Raw genomic sequence first — 17208 nt, 5'->3', positions numbered from 1 at the left:
AGCGTTACTTTTCTATTATACACTTCTATTAATCGATTGAGTATATCTATTTTTCGAACAAGCAGCCGTATGGATCCCTATCAGATCCATACGGCTATTTTTTATCATTTACTCCGCACTTCGAACACGGCAAATTTCAGGTAGTGTCCTTCCGATACGCCAAGCAGCTGAGGATGATCCTTGCCTGCAGCCCGCCACTCCACGAGACGCAGCAATTTGCCGGCATCGGATGCCGCTTCCTGAATGGTCTCGAGGAACAGATCCGGCCGCATATGATACGAGCAGCTGGCCGTAACGAGATAGCCGCCTTCGTTAACCAGCTTGAGGCCATGCAGGTTGATGTCCTTATACCCGCGGCATGCTCCTGCAACTGCGCTTTTGGTCTTTGCAAAAGCAGGAGGATCAAGGATAACAACATCCCAGGTACGACCGCCGCCGCTTAGCGGCTTGGAAGTATCCGCACCGGCACGGCTGCGCTCCGCACGCTCCTCAACGCCTTTTACCTGCGTGCGCAAATAATCAAAGGCATCCGCCACGACAAATTCTACGCGGTCCGCGAAGCCGTTACGCTCCACGTTACGGCGCGCTGTGTCGATAGCATGCTCGGATACGTCAAGGCAGGTTACTTTTTTCGCGCCGTATTTGCAGGCATGGAGAGTGAAGCTGCCGGTGTGGGCAAAGCACTCCAGCACGGTCGCACCGTCCCAATAAGGGAAGGTTACTTCTTTGCCGTTCGGATTCACCGGTACAAGCCTAGTGACTTCTGTATCCGTATCAGCAGGTCGGTTCTCAAGGCGAATGCCGCTGCGCGCACCCCAGCCCTTCATCAGAGGCTCGATAGAAGCGCGATTCTCGCGTTGATCGTAGAAATAGCCGGTCTTTTGGCCTTCCACGATATCGACTTCCAGCTTAAGACCATTCTCTTCAATCTCGAGAATCCTCGGACACTCCCCATACAGTACTCCGGTGCGAAGCTCTAGCCCCTCCAGCTGCCTAACTCCGACATCGCTCCGCTCGTAAATCCCTTTCGGCTGGAATACGTCAACAAGAGCTGCTACAAGCGCTTCCCGGCGAATATCCATTCCAAGCGTCAAAATCTGAACAACCAGCACGTCGGCGAAACGGTCTACCACTAGGCCGGGAAGAAAATCGGCCTCTCCGTAGACGAGCCGGCAATCGCGGTCCTGCACGAACCGGCTGCGATGCGCTTCGCATAGACGAAACTTCTCGCGGAAGAAGTCGGCGTCCATCTCTTCGAGCGGCTGATAGGAGACGACACGGACCGTAATCTGGGATTCAGAATTATAATAACCCGTCGCCAAATATTTGCCGTTAGAACCAACGATATCCACCAGCGCACCTGGCTCCGCTTCCCCTTCCAGCTTTTCAATTTCATTTGCATAAATCCATGGGTGGCCCGCTTCAAGACGTTTTCTGCGGCCCTTCTGCAGCCAAACTTTCGCTTTGCTCACTTCGTTAATCTCCCTCTCTGTTCCTGGCTTGTCATGCTTGTCTGAGCATATGCATATGTATCAACGATAACTTTTCATAAAAAGGAGAACCCTGCTATGCTCCATTCTATCCTTCTGCCAATGGCGATCGGCTTCACCATCTTTATAAGCGGGATGAAGCTGATGGAGCTGGCGCTGCATCGGTTAGCCGGCCCGTATTTGCAGCGTATTTTGCATCGCTCAACGGCGACCCCGATCCATGGCCTTGCAGTCGGCACGGCAACTACCGCCTTTTTGCAAAGCAGCACAGCCGTTACCGTTATAGCGATAGGGCTGGTTAATTCTGGCCTGCTTACCTTTCCCCGGACACTTGGCATTATCCTCGGAAGCAACATCGGTACCTGCCTGACGACCGAGCTTATCGGCCTGAGCTTAAATAAACTGTCCGTTCCTTTGCTTCTGCTGTCGCTGGCCGGCTGGCTGGCTACCGTACTGCTGAACGAACTTGGAATCTGGCCCAAGGCCCGGTCGTTCCGGCTGCTTGAGACCGTTCGCTCCTCAGCCGTCGCCTTAGGCGGTTTCAGCCTGCTGCTTGCCGGGATGGCTTTCATGCAGGCAATTGGTCCCGCCGTGCAGGAAAGCTCCCTATTTGGCTGGTTCCTTGAAAAATCAACAAGCAGCCTCTGGTGGGGATTAGCCGCCGGCGCGGTGCTGACAGCAATCGTCCACAGCAGTGCTGCTGTAATTGGTATTATTATGGGCTTTGCAGCCATCGGAGCAATGCCTCTCGAGCTTGGCGTTGCCATTGTGCTAGGCGCGAATATCGGCACTTGCGCCACCGCGCTGCTCGCATCCTTCAGCGGTTCAAAATCCGGCCAATATGTAGCATGGTCACATACCATCCTAAATGCTGGCGGCGCTTTGCTCTTCATGCCGTTCCTAGGCGAGCTGTCGGCTGCTTCAGGATGGTTCGCCCATTCCCCGGCCAGCCAAATCGCTCACGCCCAAACGATCTTTAATATTCTAAGCTCGCTGATTGCCTTGCCATTCTGCTATTTACCGACTTTCCGCAAGCTTCCGGTCTAATCAAACTTTACGCCAAGCAAGCTGAGGGCTCCCGCTACAATCCGGTTATTATTCTCATAGCCCGACTGCTTCTGGCGTCTCCAGGCTTCAAGCGGTTCAAACCATTCAACACCGCGGATTTCTTCCACCTGTGCCTGAAGGGATCCGCCAACCGCCTCAACCAAATAATAATGAACCTCTTTGTTAATGGTTCCCTTATTCGCATCATGATACTGATACTTGATTTGGTCAATCGGTTTAACGATAGCCCCGATCATGCCCGTTTCCTCGGCAATTTCCCTAAGCGCCGTTTGTTCGACCGTCTCCCCGGGCTCCATCTTGCCTTTAGGGAGAGACACTTTGCCATAACGGTCCTGTATCAGCTGAATTTGCAAAATTCCAGCCTCGTTCCGACGATAGACTACGCCTCCTGCCGAAATTTCAACCATTTCCGCTTCCCCCTTGCCTGCTTGACATTTGCATGCAACAACGAGGATTTCCCACTTATTCCGTTACTACAGAAATGAGCGTGAAATCCTCGTGCTTTATTACTATCTCTAAGCTCTCATCGCTTCTGCCGGTACATCGTCAAGTACGCGGACAAGCTGAGCGCGGCATTCATTGACGCCTGCTTCAGTAATTTTCACGCGGCAAAGCTTGCCGACAAGCGCTTCGGTTCCTTCAAACACAATCTGAATATAGTTATCCGAGTACCCCATGACAAGCCCCGTACCGGGAGCTCCTTTGTAGTCACGCTCCGGAATAACATCCAGTACGGCACCTACATGCTGCTCAGCATAGGCAAGCTGCATTTTCTCGGACAGGTCGATCAGTTTATGAACGCGTTCGTTTTTCACTTCGTCGTCCACTTGATCGTCCATGCGGGCAGCTGGCGTGCCTGTACGCTTCGAATACGGGAAGACGTGCATTTCCGAGAAACCTACCTCTTCCATAAACTTGTAGCCGTTCTCGAACATTTCTTCCGTCTCGCCAGGGAAACCAACGATAACGTCTGTCGTAATCGCTACGCCAGGCATTGCTTCGCGGATCCGTTTGAGCTTGGCAGCAAACTCGTCCGTTGTATATTTACGGCGCATCCGCTTGAGCACGGAGGTATCGCCGGCTTGAAGCGGAATGTGCAGATGACGGCACATTTTGGTCGAACGGTTAAGCACGTCGATCATCGCATCGTCAATCTGGCTGGCTTCGATAGAGCTGATCCGGATCCGCTCCAGTCCTTCGATCTTGTCCAGATCCCACAGCAGGTCAACGAGACGGTAATTCTCCATATCGTCGCCATAACCGCCCGTATGAATACCGGTAAGGACGACTTCCTTATAACCGGAAGCTACAAGCTGCTTCGCTTGCTCGAGTACGCTCTTCGGATCGCGGCTGCGCGAAAGACCACGCGACCACGGAATAATGCAGAAGGTGCAGAAGTTATTGCAGCCTTCCTGGATCTTCAGAAAAGCGCGCGTACGCTCGTTGAAATCCGGGACGTCCAGTTCCTCGAATTCACGGGTCTTCATAATGTTGCGAACCGCGTTAACCGGCTGGCGGTCATCGTGAATCTGGTTCACAAACGTCATGATTTTCTCGCGGTCCTGCGTACCAATAACCAGGTCTACCCCCGGAATGGCCATAATTTCTGCAGGAGACGTTTGGGCATAGCAGCCCGTAACCGCAATAACCGCATCCGGATTACGGCGCACCGCGCGGCGAATAATCTGGCGGCTCTTCTTGTCGCCGGTATTGGTAACCGTACATGTATTGATCAGGTATACGTCAGCCGTCGATTCGAAATCAACCTGCTCGTATCCTTCGTTTTTGAACAGCTGCCAAATCGCTTCTGTGTCGTAAAAGTTAACTTTGCATCCCAAGGTGTAAAATGCAACCGATGGCATAAATTCCTTACGCTCCTCCCATTTCTCCGGCTTCGTACAGCAAACAGGTCAGCCCGACGATACCCGCGGTTTCCGTCCGCAGGATCCGCCGGCCAAGGCCTACGATAACGGCACCAGCCGCTTCAGCCTCATCTGCTTCCCGTTCTGTAAAGCCGCCCTCGGGACCAACGATGAGCAGCACCTTCGGCTCGGCTGCCATATGGCCAGCCTGCTTCCAGTTCAGCACGGCATCCCGGATGCCCGTACCCGCTGCTGCATCGCCTTCCCGTTCATAACAAAATAATGCTAAATCAAACGTTGGAATAACTTCCTTCAGCTCACGCCAGCTGCGCACAGGCTCGATAGCAGGAACACGGCAGCGGTGCGACTGCTCCGCTGCTTCCTTGGCAATCTTGCTCCAGCGCTCCAAACGCTTCGCTTCCTTCTTGCCGTCGTATTGAACGATCATCCGCTCCGACTGAAACGGCGCAAAAGCATATGCGCCAATCTCGGTCCCTTTTTGGATAACCAGCTCCATCTTATCGCCCTTAGGCAGGCTTTGCGCGATGGTCACCGACCAGCTGGACTCGCTGTCCATGGGCAGCTCCTCCACAATATCCGCCACTACCTCCGAAGAAGCAGCCTCCCGTACCGAAGCAAGCACTACGCGGGAAATGCCGTCGCTTGCGATAAACTTCTCTTCCGGCTTCATCCGCATTACGCGGACGGCATGGAAGGCATCTTCTCCTATTAAACGCACGCTAGAGCCGTCAAACTGCTCCGCTGCCACAAAATATCGCTGCATTGCGTCAGTCTAACCATCCTTCATCATAGCATGTTTCCGCCTTAAAAATCTATGAAATGCGGCTTAAAACAGCGGTTGGAATAAATTGAAAAAGAAATTGTAAATCGGTTCCCACCAGCCGAGAATCGGATCAAGCGTCACCCGGCGAAGCGGCGGAAGAAACACGAGCAGGAGGAAGATGTACATGCCCCACTGCACGTTTTGATCCATCTTAATCCGTACCTTCAGCGGTACCAAATCCTGAATAATCCGATAACCGTCAAGTGGCGGCAGCGGGATCAGGTTAAAGATAAACAAAAGGAAGTTCAGATACATGAAATAAAAGAAAAAATGCTGAAGCGCCAAGTTAACGCCGTTTGAGCCTGCGTACATCAGACCGGTCTTATCCAGTATTAACACAAGAAGAACGCCTAAGACGCCAAGCAGCAAATTACTGATAGGACCAAGGGCCGATACGATAACCCCCATGACACGCGGATTTTTGAACCGGCTTGGGTTGATCTGAACAGGCCTCGCCCAACCGAAGCCTGCGATCAGAATAAGAATAGCGCCAAGCAGATCGATATGCACGCGCGGGTTGAGGGTTACTCTCCCCATCTCTTTAGGCGTGTTATCGCCAAATTTATAAGCGCTATAGGCATGCGCGAACTCATGCACCGTAAACGAGATGATCAGGACCAGCGCAATAAACGGCAGGTCCTCGATCGGATACGCTAAGAAATCATCCCAGCTCATTCATTCACCTGCGGCTTTCTCGCCACGAACGCTATCCAGTCCTGGTCGCGGCGCTTATCTACGATTTCAAAGCCCGAGCGGATCAGCCCTTCCTCCACGTCGGTTTCTTTGTTCATGTAAATACCCGAAGCAATATAAATGCCGTTAGGCTTAAGCGCTGAGAACACATCATCAATAAAGAGTAAAATAATCTCCGCCAAAATGTTCGCTACAACCAGATCTACCGGAAGCGTTACCGATGTTGCGAGCGCATCCCGCTCATTGACCGCATGGACGACTTTGCCGCCCAGAACGCCCAGCAAGTCGCTTTCCAGCACTTCGACATCGTCCTGCAGACCGTTCAGTCTTATGTTCTCCGTCGCGCTGGATACAGCTACCGGATCAAGATCAAGCGCCAATACGCGGCGTGCGCCCAGCTTCATTGCCCCAATTGCCAGAATACCGGAACCCGTACCCACGTCAATCACTTCTTCGTCGCCTTTAATAACAGATTCAAGCGTTTGAAGGCAAAGCGAGGTTGTTGGATGCGTGCCCGTACCAAAGGCCATGCCCGGATCAAGTTCAATGATATTCTCTCCGGCAGCCGGCTCGTATTCTTCCCATGTCGGCTTGATCGTCAGCCTCTCCGATACTTTAATAGGCTTGAAGTACTGCTTCCAGGCAGTTGCCCAATCTTCTTCGTCGACAAGCTTAAACGAGATTTCGTAGGTGCCGGGGTCAATTCCGAATTCTTTCAGTTGCTCAATCCGCGGCACAATCTGCAGCTTGAGCCCATTCATGTCCACGCTTTCCGTAAAGTAGCCTTTGATGATCGCTTGACCTTCCGGAATATCGTTCAGCGGCTTCTCGTACCATTGTCCCAGAGAAGTGTCCCGCTCCTTGTTCAAAGTACCCGATTCTTCAATGGATACGCCGCCCGCGTCCATTTCATGCAAAAAGTTAGAGATCATCTCGATTGCCTGTTCTGTTGTCGAGATCGTAATTTCATGCCATTTCATATGTACTATAACCCTCCATTGAGAAAACTACCATCTATTGTACACTATTCATCATTTATGCACAAAAAAGCGGCAAACACAAGTTTGCCGCTTTCCAAATCAGCCTATAGTTCCGGTCTCCGGGCTGCCGCCGATCTGTTCAATCATATGAATGGCCCTTTCAACAATCTCTTCATCCACCGTGGCGGTAAGCAGACCGCTCTCGAACAAACCGTTCACTTCAAAGGCTCTGAGTGCCTGCAGCTTGCGGAGCGCCTCCTGGGCTGCGGCCGGTTCGCCAAAGTTTGCCCGGATCTCAACCTGCTGAGACATTACTCGCCCTGCTCGTTCTGAGCCCGCGCATCCGCTGCAGCGGCGCGTTGTGCCGCTTGCTTGTCCGCTTCATCGGCAAGCTCTTGCGAGAATTCGACATCCTCGTTTTTGCCAACCGGCAAATCCCCGAAATTCACTTTTTCCATATAGTCCTTGTTCTCGTTAGTCATGGTTTATCCAGCTCCTTTAATGAAGTAGGCAGGTCAATTACTTAAGTAGCTTGTTGCAAGGAAAGCCGAACTATTCGTAACCTCAAAAAAAACGTTCCGGGCTACTCGCCGCGGAACGCTTTCTTCATTTTATCGAAAATCGATTCGTGATGCTCTTGGGTCTCTGCCGGAGACTCGCCGCCGATTCCGCCAAATTGACGGAGCAGGTCCTTTTGCTCATCCGACAGCTTCGTTGGGGTTACAATCGTCACTTTGACATGCTGATCGCCTTGGCCGTAGCCGCGAAGCTTCGGCACCCCTTTGCCTTTAAGCCGGAAATAAGTACCCGTCTGCGTACCTGCAGGGATTTTCAGCTTTACCTTCTCGGTCAGTGTCGGGATCTCGATCTCATCCCCCAGCGCTGCCTGCACGAAGGTTAATGGCACTTCGCAGTAGATATCGTCATTCTCGCGCTCGAAGAATTCATGCGCCTTCACGCGGATCACGATATACAGATCGCCTGCCGGGCCTCCGCGGAGTCCGCCTTCGCCTTCGCCGGAGAGACGAATTTGAGCGCCATCATCCACGCCTGCAGGGATGCGGACATTAATTTTACGCTGTTTTTTCACTCTGCCTGCGCCATGACAAGTTCCGCATTTCTCTTTGATGACTTTGCCCGAGCCGCCGCAATGCGAACATGCCCGGCGATTGACCATACGGCCAAACGGCGTATTCTGAACAACCTCTTGCTGACCGGAGCCATGACACACCGAACAGGTTTCCGGTTTGGTTCCCGGCTTCGCGCCGGAGCCGGCGCAAGTATCGCAAGATTCCGTGCGAGGAATCGTAATTTCCGTCTCTTTGCCAAACACGGCTTCCTTAAATTCGATCGTCATCGAATATTGCAGGTCATTGCCGCGTTGCGGCGCATTTGGGTCACGGCGTCCGCCGCCACCGCCAAAGAACATATCAAAGATATCGCCAAAACCGCCAAAATCACCATTTCCGGAGAATCCGCCAGCTCCGCCCATGCCTTGATTCGGATCGACGTGACCATACTGGTCGTATCTTGCGCGTTGTCCGTCATCGCTCAGGACATCATAAGCTTCCTTCACTTCTTTGAACTTTGTTTCTGCGTCTGCTTCTTTATTGACGTCAGGATGGTACTTTCTCGCCAGCTGCCGGTACGCCTTCTTGATCTCGTCTCCGGAAGCGCTCTTGCCTAAGCCAAGCACCTCATAATAATCGCGTTTATCTGCCAACTCATCTCACCTCCACCCATGTTTGCTGCAATACAGCCTATTCACACAAGGAGGCCAAAGACAGGAAGACCCCGTCTTTGACCTCTCCCATTACAAGTTAAGTCTTATTTCTTGTTTTCGTCAACTACTTCGTAGTCAGCGTCAACAACATTGTCTTTGCCGCGAGCGCCTGCATCGTCTGCTTCAGCGCCTGCTTCCGGGCCGCCTTGAGCAGCTTGAGCTTGCTCATACAGCTTCACGGACAGTTGTTGTACGATTTCAGTCAGCTCTTCCGTAGCTTTCGTAATTTGCTCCAGATCGTCTGTTGCTACCGCGCTTGTTACTTTCTCTTTCGCCGCGTTAGCTTTCTCGATCTCGGAAGCATCTACTTTATCGCCCAGATCCTTCAAAGTTTTGTCAACCGAGTAAACGAGTTGGTCTGCGCTGTTCTTCGCTTCAACAAGCTCGCGGCGTTTGCGATCTTCTTCCGCGTTCAGTTCAGCATCCTTCATCATTTGCTCGATTTCAGCCTCGCTCAGACCGCCCGAGGAAGTGATCGTAATTTTTTGGCTCTTGCCTGTGCCTTTATCAAGCGCGGATACGTTAACGATACCGTTCGCATCAATATCGAAAGTAACTTCGATTTGCGGCACGCCGCGCGGTGCAAGAGGAATATCGTTCAGCGTGAAGCGGCCTAGCGTTTTGTTGCCGGCAGCCATTTGACGCTCACCTTGCAAAACGTGAATTTCAACGCCCGGTTGGTTATCCGCATAAGTGGAGAACACTTGGGATTTGCTTGTCGGAATCGTTGTATTGCGGTCAATCATCTTCGTGAAGACGCCGCCTGCAGTCTCGATACCGAGGGACAGAGGAGTTACGTCAAGCAACACCACGTCTTTTACGTCGCCAGTCAATACGCCGGCTTGAACAGCTGCGCCGAGGGCAACGACTTCATCCGGGTTAACGCCTTTGTGCGGCTCTTTGCCGATCAGCTTCTTAACCGCTTCTTGTACTGCAGGGATACGAGTCGAACCGCCTACAAGAACAACTTTATCGATTTGGCTTACGGAAAGACCGGAATCACTCAGAGCTTGACGCGTAGGAGCAAGGGAACGTTCAACCAAATGCGCGGACAATTCTTCGAATTTCGCGCGAGTCAGATTAAGCTCCAAGTGCTGTGGAACGCCATCTGCCATCGTGATAAACGGCAGCGAAATCGTCGTCGACATTACGCCGGACAGATCTTTTTTCGCTTTTTCGGCAGCGTCTTTCAAACGTTGAACAGCCGCTTTGTCCTTGGACAAGTCAACGCCTTGCTCTTTTTTGAATTCAGCTACGAGGTAGTCGATGATCACTTGGTCAAAGTCATCGCCGCCCAGCTTGTTGTCGCCGCTAGTTGCTTTAACCTCGAAGAAGCCGTCGCCCAGTTCAAGAATCGAGACGTCGAATGTACCGCCGCCAAGGTCATATACGAGGATCGTTTGGTCTTCTGTTTTCTCAAGACCGTAAGCCAGCGCTGCCGCTGTTGGCTCGTTCACGATACGAAGAACTTCAAGTCCTGCGATTTTGCCCGCGTCTTTTGTTGCTTGGCGCTGGCTGTCGTTGAAATAAGCCGGAACGGTAATAACCGCTTGCGTTACGGATTGGCCCAGATACGCTTCCGCGTCGGATTTCAATTTCTGCAAAATAATAGCCGAAATTTCTTGAGCTGTATATTCTTTGCCGTCGATCACTTCTTTATGGTTTGTACCCATATGACGCTTGATCGACATTACTGTACGGTCAGGATTCGTGATGGCTTGGCGTTTCGCTGTCTCGCCAACGATACGCTCCCCGTCTTTTTTGAAGCCTACAACGGATGGTGTTGTACGGTTGCCTTCCGGATTCGGGATAACGACGGCTTCGCCGCCTTCCATTACAGCAACACAAGAGTTTGTAGTACCAAGGTCAATACCGATAACTTTACTCATCGTAAGTTCCTCCTAAATATCATTTTCACTTCGTATTTAAATTCCAGTAATCGGAATAATGATTAGCCGCTAACTTTAACCATAGCAGGGCGCAGAACGCGCTCTTTCAGGATATAGCCCTTCTGAACTTCCTCTACGATGATGCCTTCTTCATGCTCATCCGATTCCACTGTCATAATCGCTTGGTGGAATTCAGGGTTGAACGGCTCGCCAACAGCATCCATTGCTTTCAGGCCTTCTTGCTGCAACGTTTGTTCCAGCTGACGGAAGATCATGTCCACGCCTTTGGCAAGAGCTTCAAAATCCTGATTCGCGGAAGCCGCGGCAACAGCGCGCTCGAAGTTATCGACAACCGGAAGCAGCTGCCCGATCAGCTTCATCGAAGCGTATTGCGCAAGATCTTCCTTTTCCTTTTGCGTACGACGGCGGAAGTTATCGAAATCCGCTTGTGCGCGTAAGTATCGTTGTTGATTCTCTTCAGCCAGCTTAGTCAGTTCTTCGATGCGCGGATCTTCTTGCGCTCCGCTCTCTTCCTGCTGCTCTGTTTGCTGTTCTTCTATAACTTCATCAATTGTTTCGTTATGTTGGTCGTTACTCACCATATTCACCTCCTTAAAAGAATTGCTATGCTTTTGGGCAATTCTTACTTCATAAGCATAAGCTTAAAGATTTGCGGAGCAATTCCAACTGGCGGTTTCAGTGCCAGTTGAAAACGCGCCCCAAGCGCGTAAAATGTGCTGCCTTTGCTCTTTCGCTGCGGTGCTGCGCGCCGGGCGCGGGAGAGCGGGGTATTGCCTGAAGAGCGCTAGCGCTCGCCTTTGAAAACGGGAATATTCCGCAGGAAACCTAATCCACATTCCCGTTTTCAACAGCGACGGAAGGCAATACCCCGCTCGTACGCGCACAAGCCCACAGCACCCCCCCGCCCAAAGAGAAACAGCAGCCTATTTATAGAAGCGGCCCAATATATGGGCCATATCCTTCGAAATCACGTCAAGAAGCGAAATGACTTTCCCGTATTCCATCCGTGTCGGTCCAAGAATGCCGATTGTGCCAAGCGACTGGCCGTCTATCTGATACGTAGCCGTAATCAAGCTGCAATTCGCGATTGCCTCATGGTCATTTTCTGTTCCAATCCGTACTTGTATACCCGACGGCGCGGCGGAAATCATTTTCATCACGGTTGGCGTTTCATCCAGCAGATCCAGAATCGTTTTCACCTTATCGACGTCTTTGAACTCCGGCTGCGTAAGCATATTTGTTGTTCCGCTCAGGAACACACGCTGCTCCGAATCGTTAGACAACGCGCTGTCCAGGATGCCAAGCACTTCCTCGCAATGGTCAACGTAACGCTCAAGCTCCTGGCCAACCTCGGCGTAAAGCTTCGACTTCAGCCGTACGAGCGGAATGCCAACCAGCTTAGCGTTCAGGATGTTGACGATCTTCTCCATCTCATCCATGCGGATGCCCGGAGGAACCGTAATGGTCCGGTTTTCCACATGGCCGGTATTGGTAACAATAATCGCAACGGCCGTCGATTCGTCCAGAGGCACCAGGTTAAAATGCTTCAGCGAGTTGCTGAACATCTCCGGCCCAAGCAGTATCGATGTGTAATTCGTCAGATTCGACAAAATCATCGCAGCTTGTTGGATAACCTGCTCCATCTGAATCATCTTCTCCGAGAAGAAGGAATGAGCCTGCTTCAAATCTTTTTCATTCATTTCATTCAGCTTCACGAGATGATCGACATAATAACGATAACCTTTGGTAGATGGAATACGTCCCGCTGAAGTATGGGGCTGTTCCAGGAAACCAAGCTCCTCCAGATCGGCCATTTCATTGCGGATCGTTGCAGGACTAAAGGCGACATCGCCGCGCTTCGATATGCTCCTGGAACCAACGGGCTCAGCCGAACGGATATAGTCGTCAATAATTGCATTCAATATCATTCGCTGCCGTTCAGTCAACATTCGCATCCCTCCAAAAAGTTTATCGGATCTTCTCGTTAGCACTCATTAGGCCCGAGTGCTAATCATTAATACAAAAATACCAAACCACCTTAAGCATTGTCAAGTCGGTTCCCTTTTTTCAGGCCTATGTCCGTCGATAAAAAAATAAAAGGCCAGGCATTAAGCCTGACCTTCTGAATATTAGTTTAACATTTTGAGTACGGCGATTTCATCGCATGCATGCTGCTTCGGACAGTTTACGCAGTCTTTCCAAACCTTCTCAGGGAAAATTTCTTTCTCCACAACGGTAAATCCGTTACGCAAAAAGAAATTAACGGCGTACGTCAGCGCCATAATTTTGGGAATCTGCTGTTCTCTGGCTTGCTCGACCAGAAAATCGACAAGCTTGTTGCCGATCTTGAGGCCTCTATATTCCTGGGACATGCCGAGGGAACGAATCTCTACAAGATCCTGGCCAAGCCGCAGCAAGGAGCCGCAGCCGACAACCTTATCCCCGATCTCCGCAACGACAAACGTATCAATCTGACGCAATAACGTTTCCCGGGTGCGGGGCAGCATGATTCCCTGTTCCGCATAGCCTTTAATGAGTTCATGCAAAGTTTCCACATCTTCCGGTGCTGCTTTTCTGCAAACTACCGTTACCTGTTCCGTTGCCTCCATGCTGCTTCGCCTCCACCCGGTGCATATAAATTCTATTGAATAAATATACAGCATGTCGCATGTTTTCTCAAGAACTATTTTTCCGAATTTTAGCCAGCGGCTTCTTCCTCTAAACCGATAAACGAACCAAATACATCGTTGCCAAAAAGAACGCCTTTATCGGTTAATTTGTATATGGTATCGCCTTCCTCCAGGACCTTCTCAAGCAATCCGTCTTTAAGGAGCTTCTCAATAATTGGGCCGAATTTATCCTCCAGCTTCTGTCCCTCGAATTGAGCGGCATAATCGGAAGTTCGCACGCCCTTGAGCAGTCGCAGCCCCACCATCATGAAGTCTTCCATCGCCTCGTACTCCGGAACAACGTTTTCTTCAAGACGCGGCAGCTTTGTTTTTGTATAGTCGATAAAAGGCTGTACGCCTTTCACGTTCACATGGCGGAGCCCGCGGGCATAGCCATGCGCGCCGGCTCCAAGCCCGTAATAAGGCTCGTTGCGCCAATACGTGGAGTTATGTCTGCTTTCATATCCCGGCTTAGCAAAGTTGCTGATCTCGTAATGAACATATCCCGCCTGCTTCAGCCGGTCCATAAGCAAGGTATACATATTAAACTCTTCGTCTTCCGGAGGAAGAGGCAGCTCATCGCGCTGATACAGCTTGTGGAACAGCGTATTTTCCTCCACCTTCAGGCTGTACAGCGAGTAATGCGGCAGATCAAGCGCCAATGCCTTATTAACGCTGTCCTCCAGCATCTCAACCGTTTGCTTCGGCAGTCCGAACATCAAGTCAATCGACAGATTCGTAAAGCCTGCAGCACGGGCGTTTTCCAGACTGCGGTACACATCGTCTACATTGTGAATGCGTCCAATGCGTTCCAGCAGCCCGTTATCAAACGATTGTACGCCAAAACTGATCCGGTTCACTCCGCCTGCAAACATCGCAGCAAGCTTCTCCGGGTCAGTCGTGCCGGGATTGGCCTCCATCGTAAATTCCACATCGTCAGCAAGCGGAAAATACTTTTTCACCGAAGTGAGAAAACGCTCCATCTGAGGCGGCGTCAGTACCGTAGGCGTACCTCCTCCTACAAAAACCGTATCGATTCTCTCCGGCGGCATTTGAGCAACCGTGAGCGCCATCTCTCTCTCCAAAGCGTCGAGATATTCGTCGACAGGCTGTCCCTTTAAAACATACGAAGTAAAATCGCAATAATGACACTTGTTCGTGCAAAACGGGATATGAATATAAAGCGCCTTCGGCGCGTAATTAATCATTTCAGTTTCCTCCTAAAAAGAATAGCGAAACAATGCTTACATCGTAAGCGATCACTACTCTCCCCTAATAAAAAATCGACAGGACCAAGGAGAGCAAGCTCCTTAGTCCTGTCTTTCGTTGACCGTGAGTTACGGCGGCAGGGTAAAGGGTATCTCCTGGAGGAGCGTAGCGCCCGCCTTTGCCGCATTTTTTTCAACCGAATCAAATTGTTCAAAGAAACAACATCGGCAACCGCGGCTGCAAGGAGATAACCTGTCCCCTTCCGCCCTACTCACGACTACGCGGGCAGCGACTAAGGAGCAGCCCGCTCTTAGTCCTCGTCGATTTTCAGCACCGCCATGAAGGCCTCTTGAGGCACCTCTACGCTGCCGACCTGCTTCATCCGCTTCTTGCCTTCCTTCTGCTTGTCGAGAAGCTTCCGTTTACGGCTGATGTCACCGCCGTAACACTTGGCAAGAACGTTTTTGCGCATTGCTTTTACGGTCTCGCGCGCAATAACCTTAGTCCCGATCGAAGCCTGTACCGGCACCTCGAACATTTGACGCGGGATCAGTTCTTTCATCTTCTGGCATATTACGCGTCCGCGCTGGTAAGCACGATCGCGGTGAACGATAACGGACAAAGCGTCGACCTGCTCGTTGTTCAGCATAATATCCATCTTCACCAGATTCGATCTGCGGTAGCCCGACAGCTCGTAATCAAACGATGCGTATCCTTTGGTGCTCGATTTCAGCTGGTCGAAGAAGTCGTATACAATCTCCGAAAGCGGAATTTCGTACGTAAGAGTAACACGGTTTGTATCCAAGTACTCCATGTTCACGAACTCGCCGCGTTTGCCTTGGCAAAGCTCCATGATGGCGCCTACATAGTCGTTAGGCACGATGACCGAAGCCTTCACATAAGGCTCCTCTACAAATTCCAGCTTGCCCGCTTCCGGATAGTTGGACGGATTATCAATCTCCATGACCGTACCGTTCGTCAGCGTAACGCGGTAAATAACGCTTGGCGCTGTTGTAATAAGCGGAATATTGAACTCGCGTTCTATACGTTCCTGGATGATCTCCATGTGCAGGAGGCCAAGGAAGCCGCAGCGGAAGCCAAAGCCAAGCGCTGTCGAGGTTTCCGGCTCGTAACGAAGCGACGCATCGTTAAGCTCAAGCTTCTCGAGAGCTTCGCGCAGATCGTTGTAGTCCTGCGTCTCGATTGGATACAGACCGCAATATACCATCGGGTTGATCTTGCGGTAACCTGGCAAAGCTTCCGGAGCCGGACGCTTGGCTTCCGTAACCGTATCGCCGACACGCGTATCTTTTACGTTCTTGATGCCGGCAACGACAAAACCTACGTCACCAACCGCAAGCTCGTCCACAATGCCCATCCGAGGCTTAAATGCGCCAACCTCGATAACTTCAAACTCGGCGCCAGTCGCCATAAAGCGAATTTTCTTGCCGGCCTGAATGCTGCCGTCGATAACGCGCACATATACGATAACGCCTTTGTACGGGTCGTAGTGCGAGTCGAAAATAAGCGCTTTAAGCGGTTCATCCGGATTACCGGTTGGAGCCGGGACCTTCTGTACCACTTGCTCCAAAATTTCTTTAATGCCGATCCCTGCTTTTGCCGAAGCCAGAACCGCGTCGCTTGCATCAAGACCGATAACATCCTCGATCTCTTGCTTCACGCGCTCGGGCTCGGCGCTTGGCAGGTCGATTTTATTAATAACCGGGAGAATCTCCAGGTTGTTGTCGAGTGCCAAATATACGTTGGCGAGCGTCTGCGCTTCAATGCCTTGTGCCGCGTCGACAACAAGCAAAGCGCCTTCGCAAGCAGCCATGCTGCGGGATACTTCATACGTGAAATCGACATGCCCCGGCGTATCGATCAAGTTAAGTAAATATTCTTCGCCATCGTCAGCCTTATAGGTAAGGCGGACAGCCTGCAGCTTAATGGTAATGCCGCGTTCCCGCTCCAGATCCATCTGGTCGAGAACCTGCTCCTGCATTTCGCGCGAAGATAACGCTCCGGTAAATTCCAGAATACGGTCAGCGAGCGTCGACTTCCCGTGGTCAATATGTGCAATAATCGAGAAATTCCTAATTTTCTTTTGCCGGTCACGAACGTCAGTCATGCCTAACCCCCACACAATCCAATATAGCTAATCATTCTTTCCATTATATCAGCTATATGGTATACCAGCAATGCGGTTACGGCAAGATGCGCTGCCGCCTATCCGGTAACCGAGCCAAACAAAGAAGCAATAAAGCGAATCCCGCTATTGGAGACGGACTGCAGAAGGCCGGCTGTTCCGTCCGCTACCTTGTTCACCGTTGGTTCCCCCGAGTCCGAAGATATACCGGGAAGCCGCTCATGGCGTCCGTTTTGCTCCGCGATTTTCCGCACTTCCTTCAGCTCCTTCTCGAGCTCGGCGATTTTCCGGTCGGCTTCCGTGGACAATCCGCTGCTCTTCACGGTTGTTGTTTCTTCATCGGAGGCAGCCAGATTATACCGGTTGTCCTCCGAAATAACCGATGAAGAATTGTTTTTCTCGATCGGCCCGTATATACGTTCAATGCCCGAGGAAGACATTTCGATACCGTACAAAACAATAAATACAAGCACTCCTCCAAGCAATATCCATTTGAATGCACCTTTCATCTCTCTTCAGCCCCTTCTTAGTCAGGCGAGGCTGCCGCAGCAGCA

At 51.3% G+C, this 17208-nt stretch carries 17 protein-coding genes; 1 reads left to right on the top strand and 16 read right to left on the bottom strand.

Features of this window, described 5'->3' with window-relative positions:
• Positions 1 to 104 precede the first annotated feature (104 nt).
• Positions 105 to 1472, bottom strand: coding sequence for a class I SAM-dependent rRNA methyltransferase (locus PJDR2_RS11300; RefSeq protein WP_015843818.1), 1368 nt, complete (start codon positions 1470 to 1472; stop codon positions 105 to 107).
• Positions 1473 to 1568: 96 nt separating this feature from the next.
• Between PJDR2_RS11300 and PJDR2_RS11295 the strand changes: the two genes are divergently transcribed.
• Complete coding sequence (locus tag PJDR2_RS11295; protein WP_015843817.1) at positions 1569 to 2537, top strand: Na/Pi cotransporter family protein; 969 nt, start codon at positions 1569 to 1571, stop codon at positions 2535 to 2537.
• Here PJDR2_RS11295 and PJDR2_RS11290 read toward each other — a convergent pair.
• The 15 genes from PJDR2_RS11290 to PJDR2_RS11225 form a co-directional block, all read right to left on the bottom strand.
• The gene (locus PJDR2_RS11290; protein ID WP_015843816.1) at positions 2534 to 2965 is read right to left on the bottom strand and encodes an NUDIX hydrolase; all 432 of its coding nucleotides are present in this window, start codon (positions 2963 to 2965) and stop codon (positions 2534 to 2536) included. The two genes, PJDR2_RS11295 and PJDR2_RS11290, sit on opposite strands and share 4 nt — an antisense overlap.
• 108 nt (positions 2966 to 3073) lie before the next feature.
• Positions 3074 to 4420 carry a tRNA (N(6)-L-threonylcarbamoyladenosine(37)-C(2))-methylthiotransferase MtaB gene (gene mtaB / locus PJDR2_RS11285; RefSeq protein WP_015843815.1) on the bottom strand — a complete coding sequence of 449 codons (1347 nt, stop codon included), beginning with the start codon at positions 4418 to 4420 and terminating at the stop codon, positions 3074 to 3076.
• Positions 4421 to 4427: 7 nt separating this feature from the next.
• Positions 4428 to 5204, bottom strand: a complete 777-nt coding sequence (locus PJDR2_RS11280; protein WP_015843814.1) for an RsmE family RNA methyltransferase — start codon at positions 5202 to 5204, stop codon at positions 4428 to 4430.
• Positions 5205 to 5267: 63 nt separating this feature from the next.
• The gene (locus PJDR2_RS11275) at positions 5268 to 5939 is read right to left on the bottom strand and encodes a site-2 protease family protein (RefSeq protein ID WP_015843813.1); all 672 of its coding nucleotides are present in this window, start codon (positions 5937 to 5939) and stop codon (positions 5268 to 5270) included.
• Positions 5936 to 6937, bottom strand: a complete 1002-nt coding sequence (gene prmA, locus PJDR2_RS11270) for a 50S ribosomal protein L11 methyltransferase (RefSeq protein ID WP_015843812.1) — start codon at positions 6935 to 6937, stop codon at positions 5936 to 5938. Before prmA ends, PJDR2_RS11275 begins: the two co-directional genes overlap by 4 nt.
• Positions 6938 to 7036: 99 nt before the next feature.
• Positions 7037 to 7249 carry a hypothetical protein gene (locus tag PJDR2_RS11265; RefSeq protein ID WP_015843811.1) on the bottom strand — a complete coding sequence of 71 codons (213 nt, stop codon included), beginning with the start codon at positions 7247 to 7249 and terminating at the stop codon, positions 7037 to 7039.
• On the bottom strand, positions 7249 to 7419 hold the full coding sequence (locus PJDR2_RS32440; protein WP_015843810.1) for a YfhD family protein: 171 nt from the start codon (positions 7417 to 7419) through the stop codon (positions 7249 to 7251). The genes PJDR2_RS11265 and PJDR2_RS32440 overlap by 1 nt, the downstream gene beginning before the upstream one ends.
• Before the next feature lie 101 nt (positions 7420 to 7520).
• Positions 7521 to 8660 carry a molecular chaperone DnaJ gene (gene dnaJ / locus PJDR2_RS11260; protein ID WP_015843809.1) on the bottom strand — a complete coding sequence of 380 codons (1140 nt, stop codon included), beginning with the start codon at positions 8658 to 8660 and terminating at the stop codon, positions 7521 to 7523.
• Between the two features lie 104 nt (positions 8661 to 8764).
• Entirely contained in the window at positions 8765 to 10609 is a 1845-nt protein-coding gene (gene dnaK / locus PJDR2_RS11255) for a molecular chaperone DnaK (protein ID WP_015843808.1), read from the bottom strand.
• 62 nt (positions 10610 to 10671) lie between these two features.
• On the bottom strand, positions 10672 to 11211 hold the full coding sequence (grpE, locus tag PJDR2_RS11250) for a nucleotide exchange factor GrpE (protein WP_015843807.1): 540 nt from the start codon (positions 11209 to 11211) through the stop codon (positions 10672 to 10674).
• A gap of 342 nt (positions 11212 to 11553) precedes the next feature.
• A complete protein-coding gene (gene hrcA / locus PJDR2_RS11245; protein WP_015843806.1) occupies positions 11554 to 12579 on the bottom strand; it encodes a heat-inducible transcriptional repressor HrcA in 1026 nt (341 codons plus the stop codon).
• Between the two features lie 180 nt (positions 12580 to 12759).
• Positions 12760 to 13239 carry an N-acetyltransferase gene (locus tag PJDR2_RS11240; RefSeq protein WP_015843805.1) on the bottom strand — a complete coding sequence of 160 codons (480 nt, stop codon included), beginning with the start codon at positions 13237 to 13239 and terminating at the stop codon, positions 12760 to 12762.
• 89 nt (positions 13240 to 13328) lie between these two features.
• Entirely contained in the window at positions 13329 to 14507 is a 1179-nt protein-coding gene (hemW, locus tag PJDR2_RS11235; protein WP_015843804.1) for a radical SAM family heme chaperone HemW, read from the bottom strand.
• Between the two features lie 311 nt (positions 14508 to 14818).
• Positions 14819 to 16636, bottom strand: a complete 1818-nt coding sequence (gene lepA, locus PJDR2_RS11230; protein WP_015843803.1) for a translation elongation factor 4 — start codon at positions 16634 to 16636, stop codon at positions 14819 to 14821.
• Positions 16637 to 16734: 98 nt separating this feature from the next.
• The gene (locus PJDR2_RS11225) at positions 16735 to 17163 is read right to left on the bottom strand and encodes a hypothetical protein (protein ID WP_015843802.1); all 429 of its coding nucleotides are present in this window, start codon (positions 17161 to 17163) and stop codon (positions 16735 to 16737) included.
• Positions 17164 to 17208: the final 45 nt, after the last annotated feature.

Source organism: Paenibacillus sp. JDR-2, from assembly GCF_000023585.1.
In the GTDB taxonomy this organism is placed as follows: domain Bacteria; phylum Bacillota; class Bacilli; order Paenibacillales; family Paenibacillaceae; genus Pristimantibacillus.
Note: the sequence above shows the minus strand (reverse complement) of the source record. Positions and strands in the feature narration are given on the sequence as shown.

Bases quoted from the DNA above. Each gene is read 5' to 3' on its own strand.
- PJDR2_RS32440 (WP_015843810.1), bottom strand. From the start codon at position 7,419: ATGACTAACGAGAACAAGGACTATATGGAAAAAGTGAATTTCGGGGAT.
- PJDR2_RS11290 (WP_015843816.1), bottom strand. From the start codon at position 2,965: ATGGTTGAAATTTCGGCAGGAGGCGTAGTCTATCGTCGGAACGAGGCT.
- PJDR2_RS11275 (WP_015843813.1), bottom strand. From the start codon at position 5,939: ATGAGCTGGGATGATTTCTTAGCGTATCCGATCGAGGACCTGCCGTTT.
- prmA (WP_015843812.1), bottom strand. From the start codon at position 6,937: ATGAAATGGCATGAAATTACGATCTCGACAACAGAACAGGCAATCGAG.
- PJDR2_RS11280 (WP_015843814.1), bottom strand. From the start codon at position 5,204: ATGCAGCGATATTTTGTGGCAGCGGAGCAGTTTGACGGCTCTAGCGTG.
- grpE (WP_015843807.1), bottom strand. From the start codon at position 11,211: ATGGTGAGTAACGACCAACATAACGAAACAATTGATGAAGTTATAGAA.
- PJDR2_RS11225 (WP_015843802.1), bottom strand. From the start codon at position 17,163: ATGAAAGGTGCATTCAAATGGATATTGCTTGGAGGAGTGCTTGTATTT.
- PJDR2_RS11295 (WP_015843817.1), top strand. From the start codon at position 1,569: ATGCTCCATTCTATCCTTCTGCCAATGGCGATCGGCTTCACCATCTTT.
- dnaK (WP_015843808.1), bottom strand. From the start codon at position 10,609: ATGAGTAAAGTTATCGGTATTGACCTTGGTACTACAAACTCTTGTGTT.
- lepA (WP_015843803.1), bottom strand. From the start codon at position 16,636: ATGACTGACGTTCGTGACCGGCAAAAGAAAATTAGGAATTTCTCGATT.
- mtaB (WP_015843815.1), bottom strand. From the start codon at position 4,420: ATGCCATCGGTTGCATTTTACACCTTGGGATGCAAAGTTAACTTTTAC.
- hrcA (WP_015843806.1), bottom strand. From the start codon at position 12,579: ATGTTGACTGAACGGCAGCGAATGATATTGAATGCAATTATTGACGAC.
- PJDR2_RS11265 (WP_015843811.1), bottom strand. From the start codon at position 7,249: ATGTCTCAGCAGGTTGAGATCCGGGCAAACTTTGGCGAACCGGCCGCA.
- PJDR2_RS11240 (WP_015843805.1), bottom strand. From the start codon at position 13,239: ATGGAGGCAACGGAACAGGTAACGGTAGTTTGCAGAAAAGCAGCACCG.
- hemW (WP_015843804.1), bottom strand. From the start codon at position 14,507: ATGATTAATTACGCGCCGAAGGCGCTTTATATTCATATCCCGTTTTGC.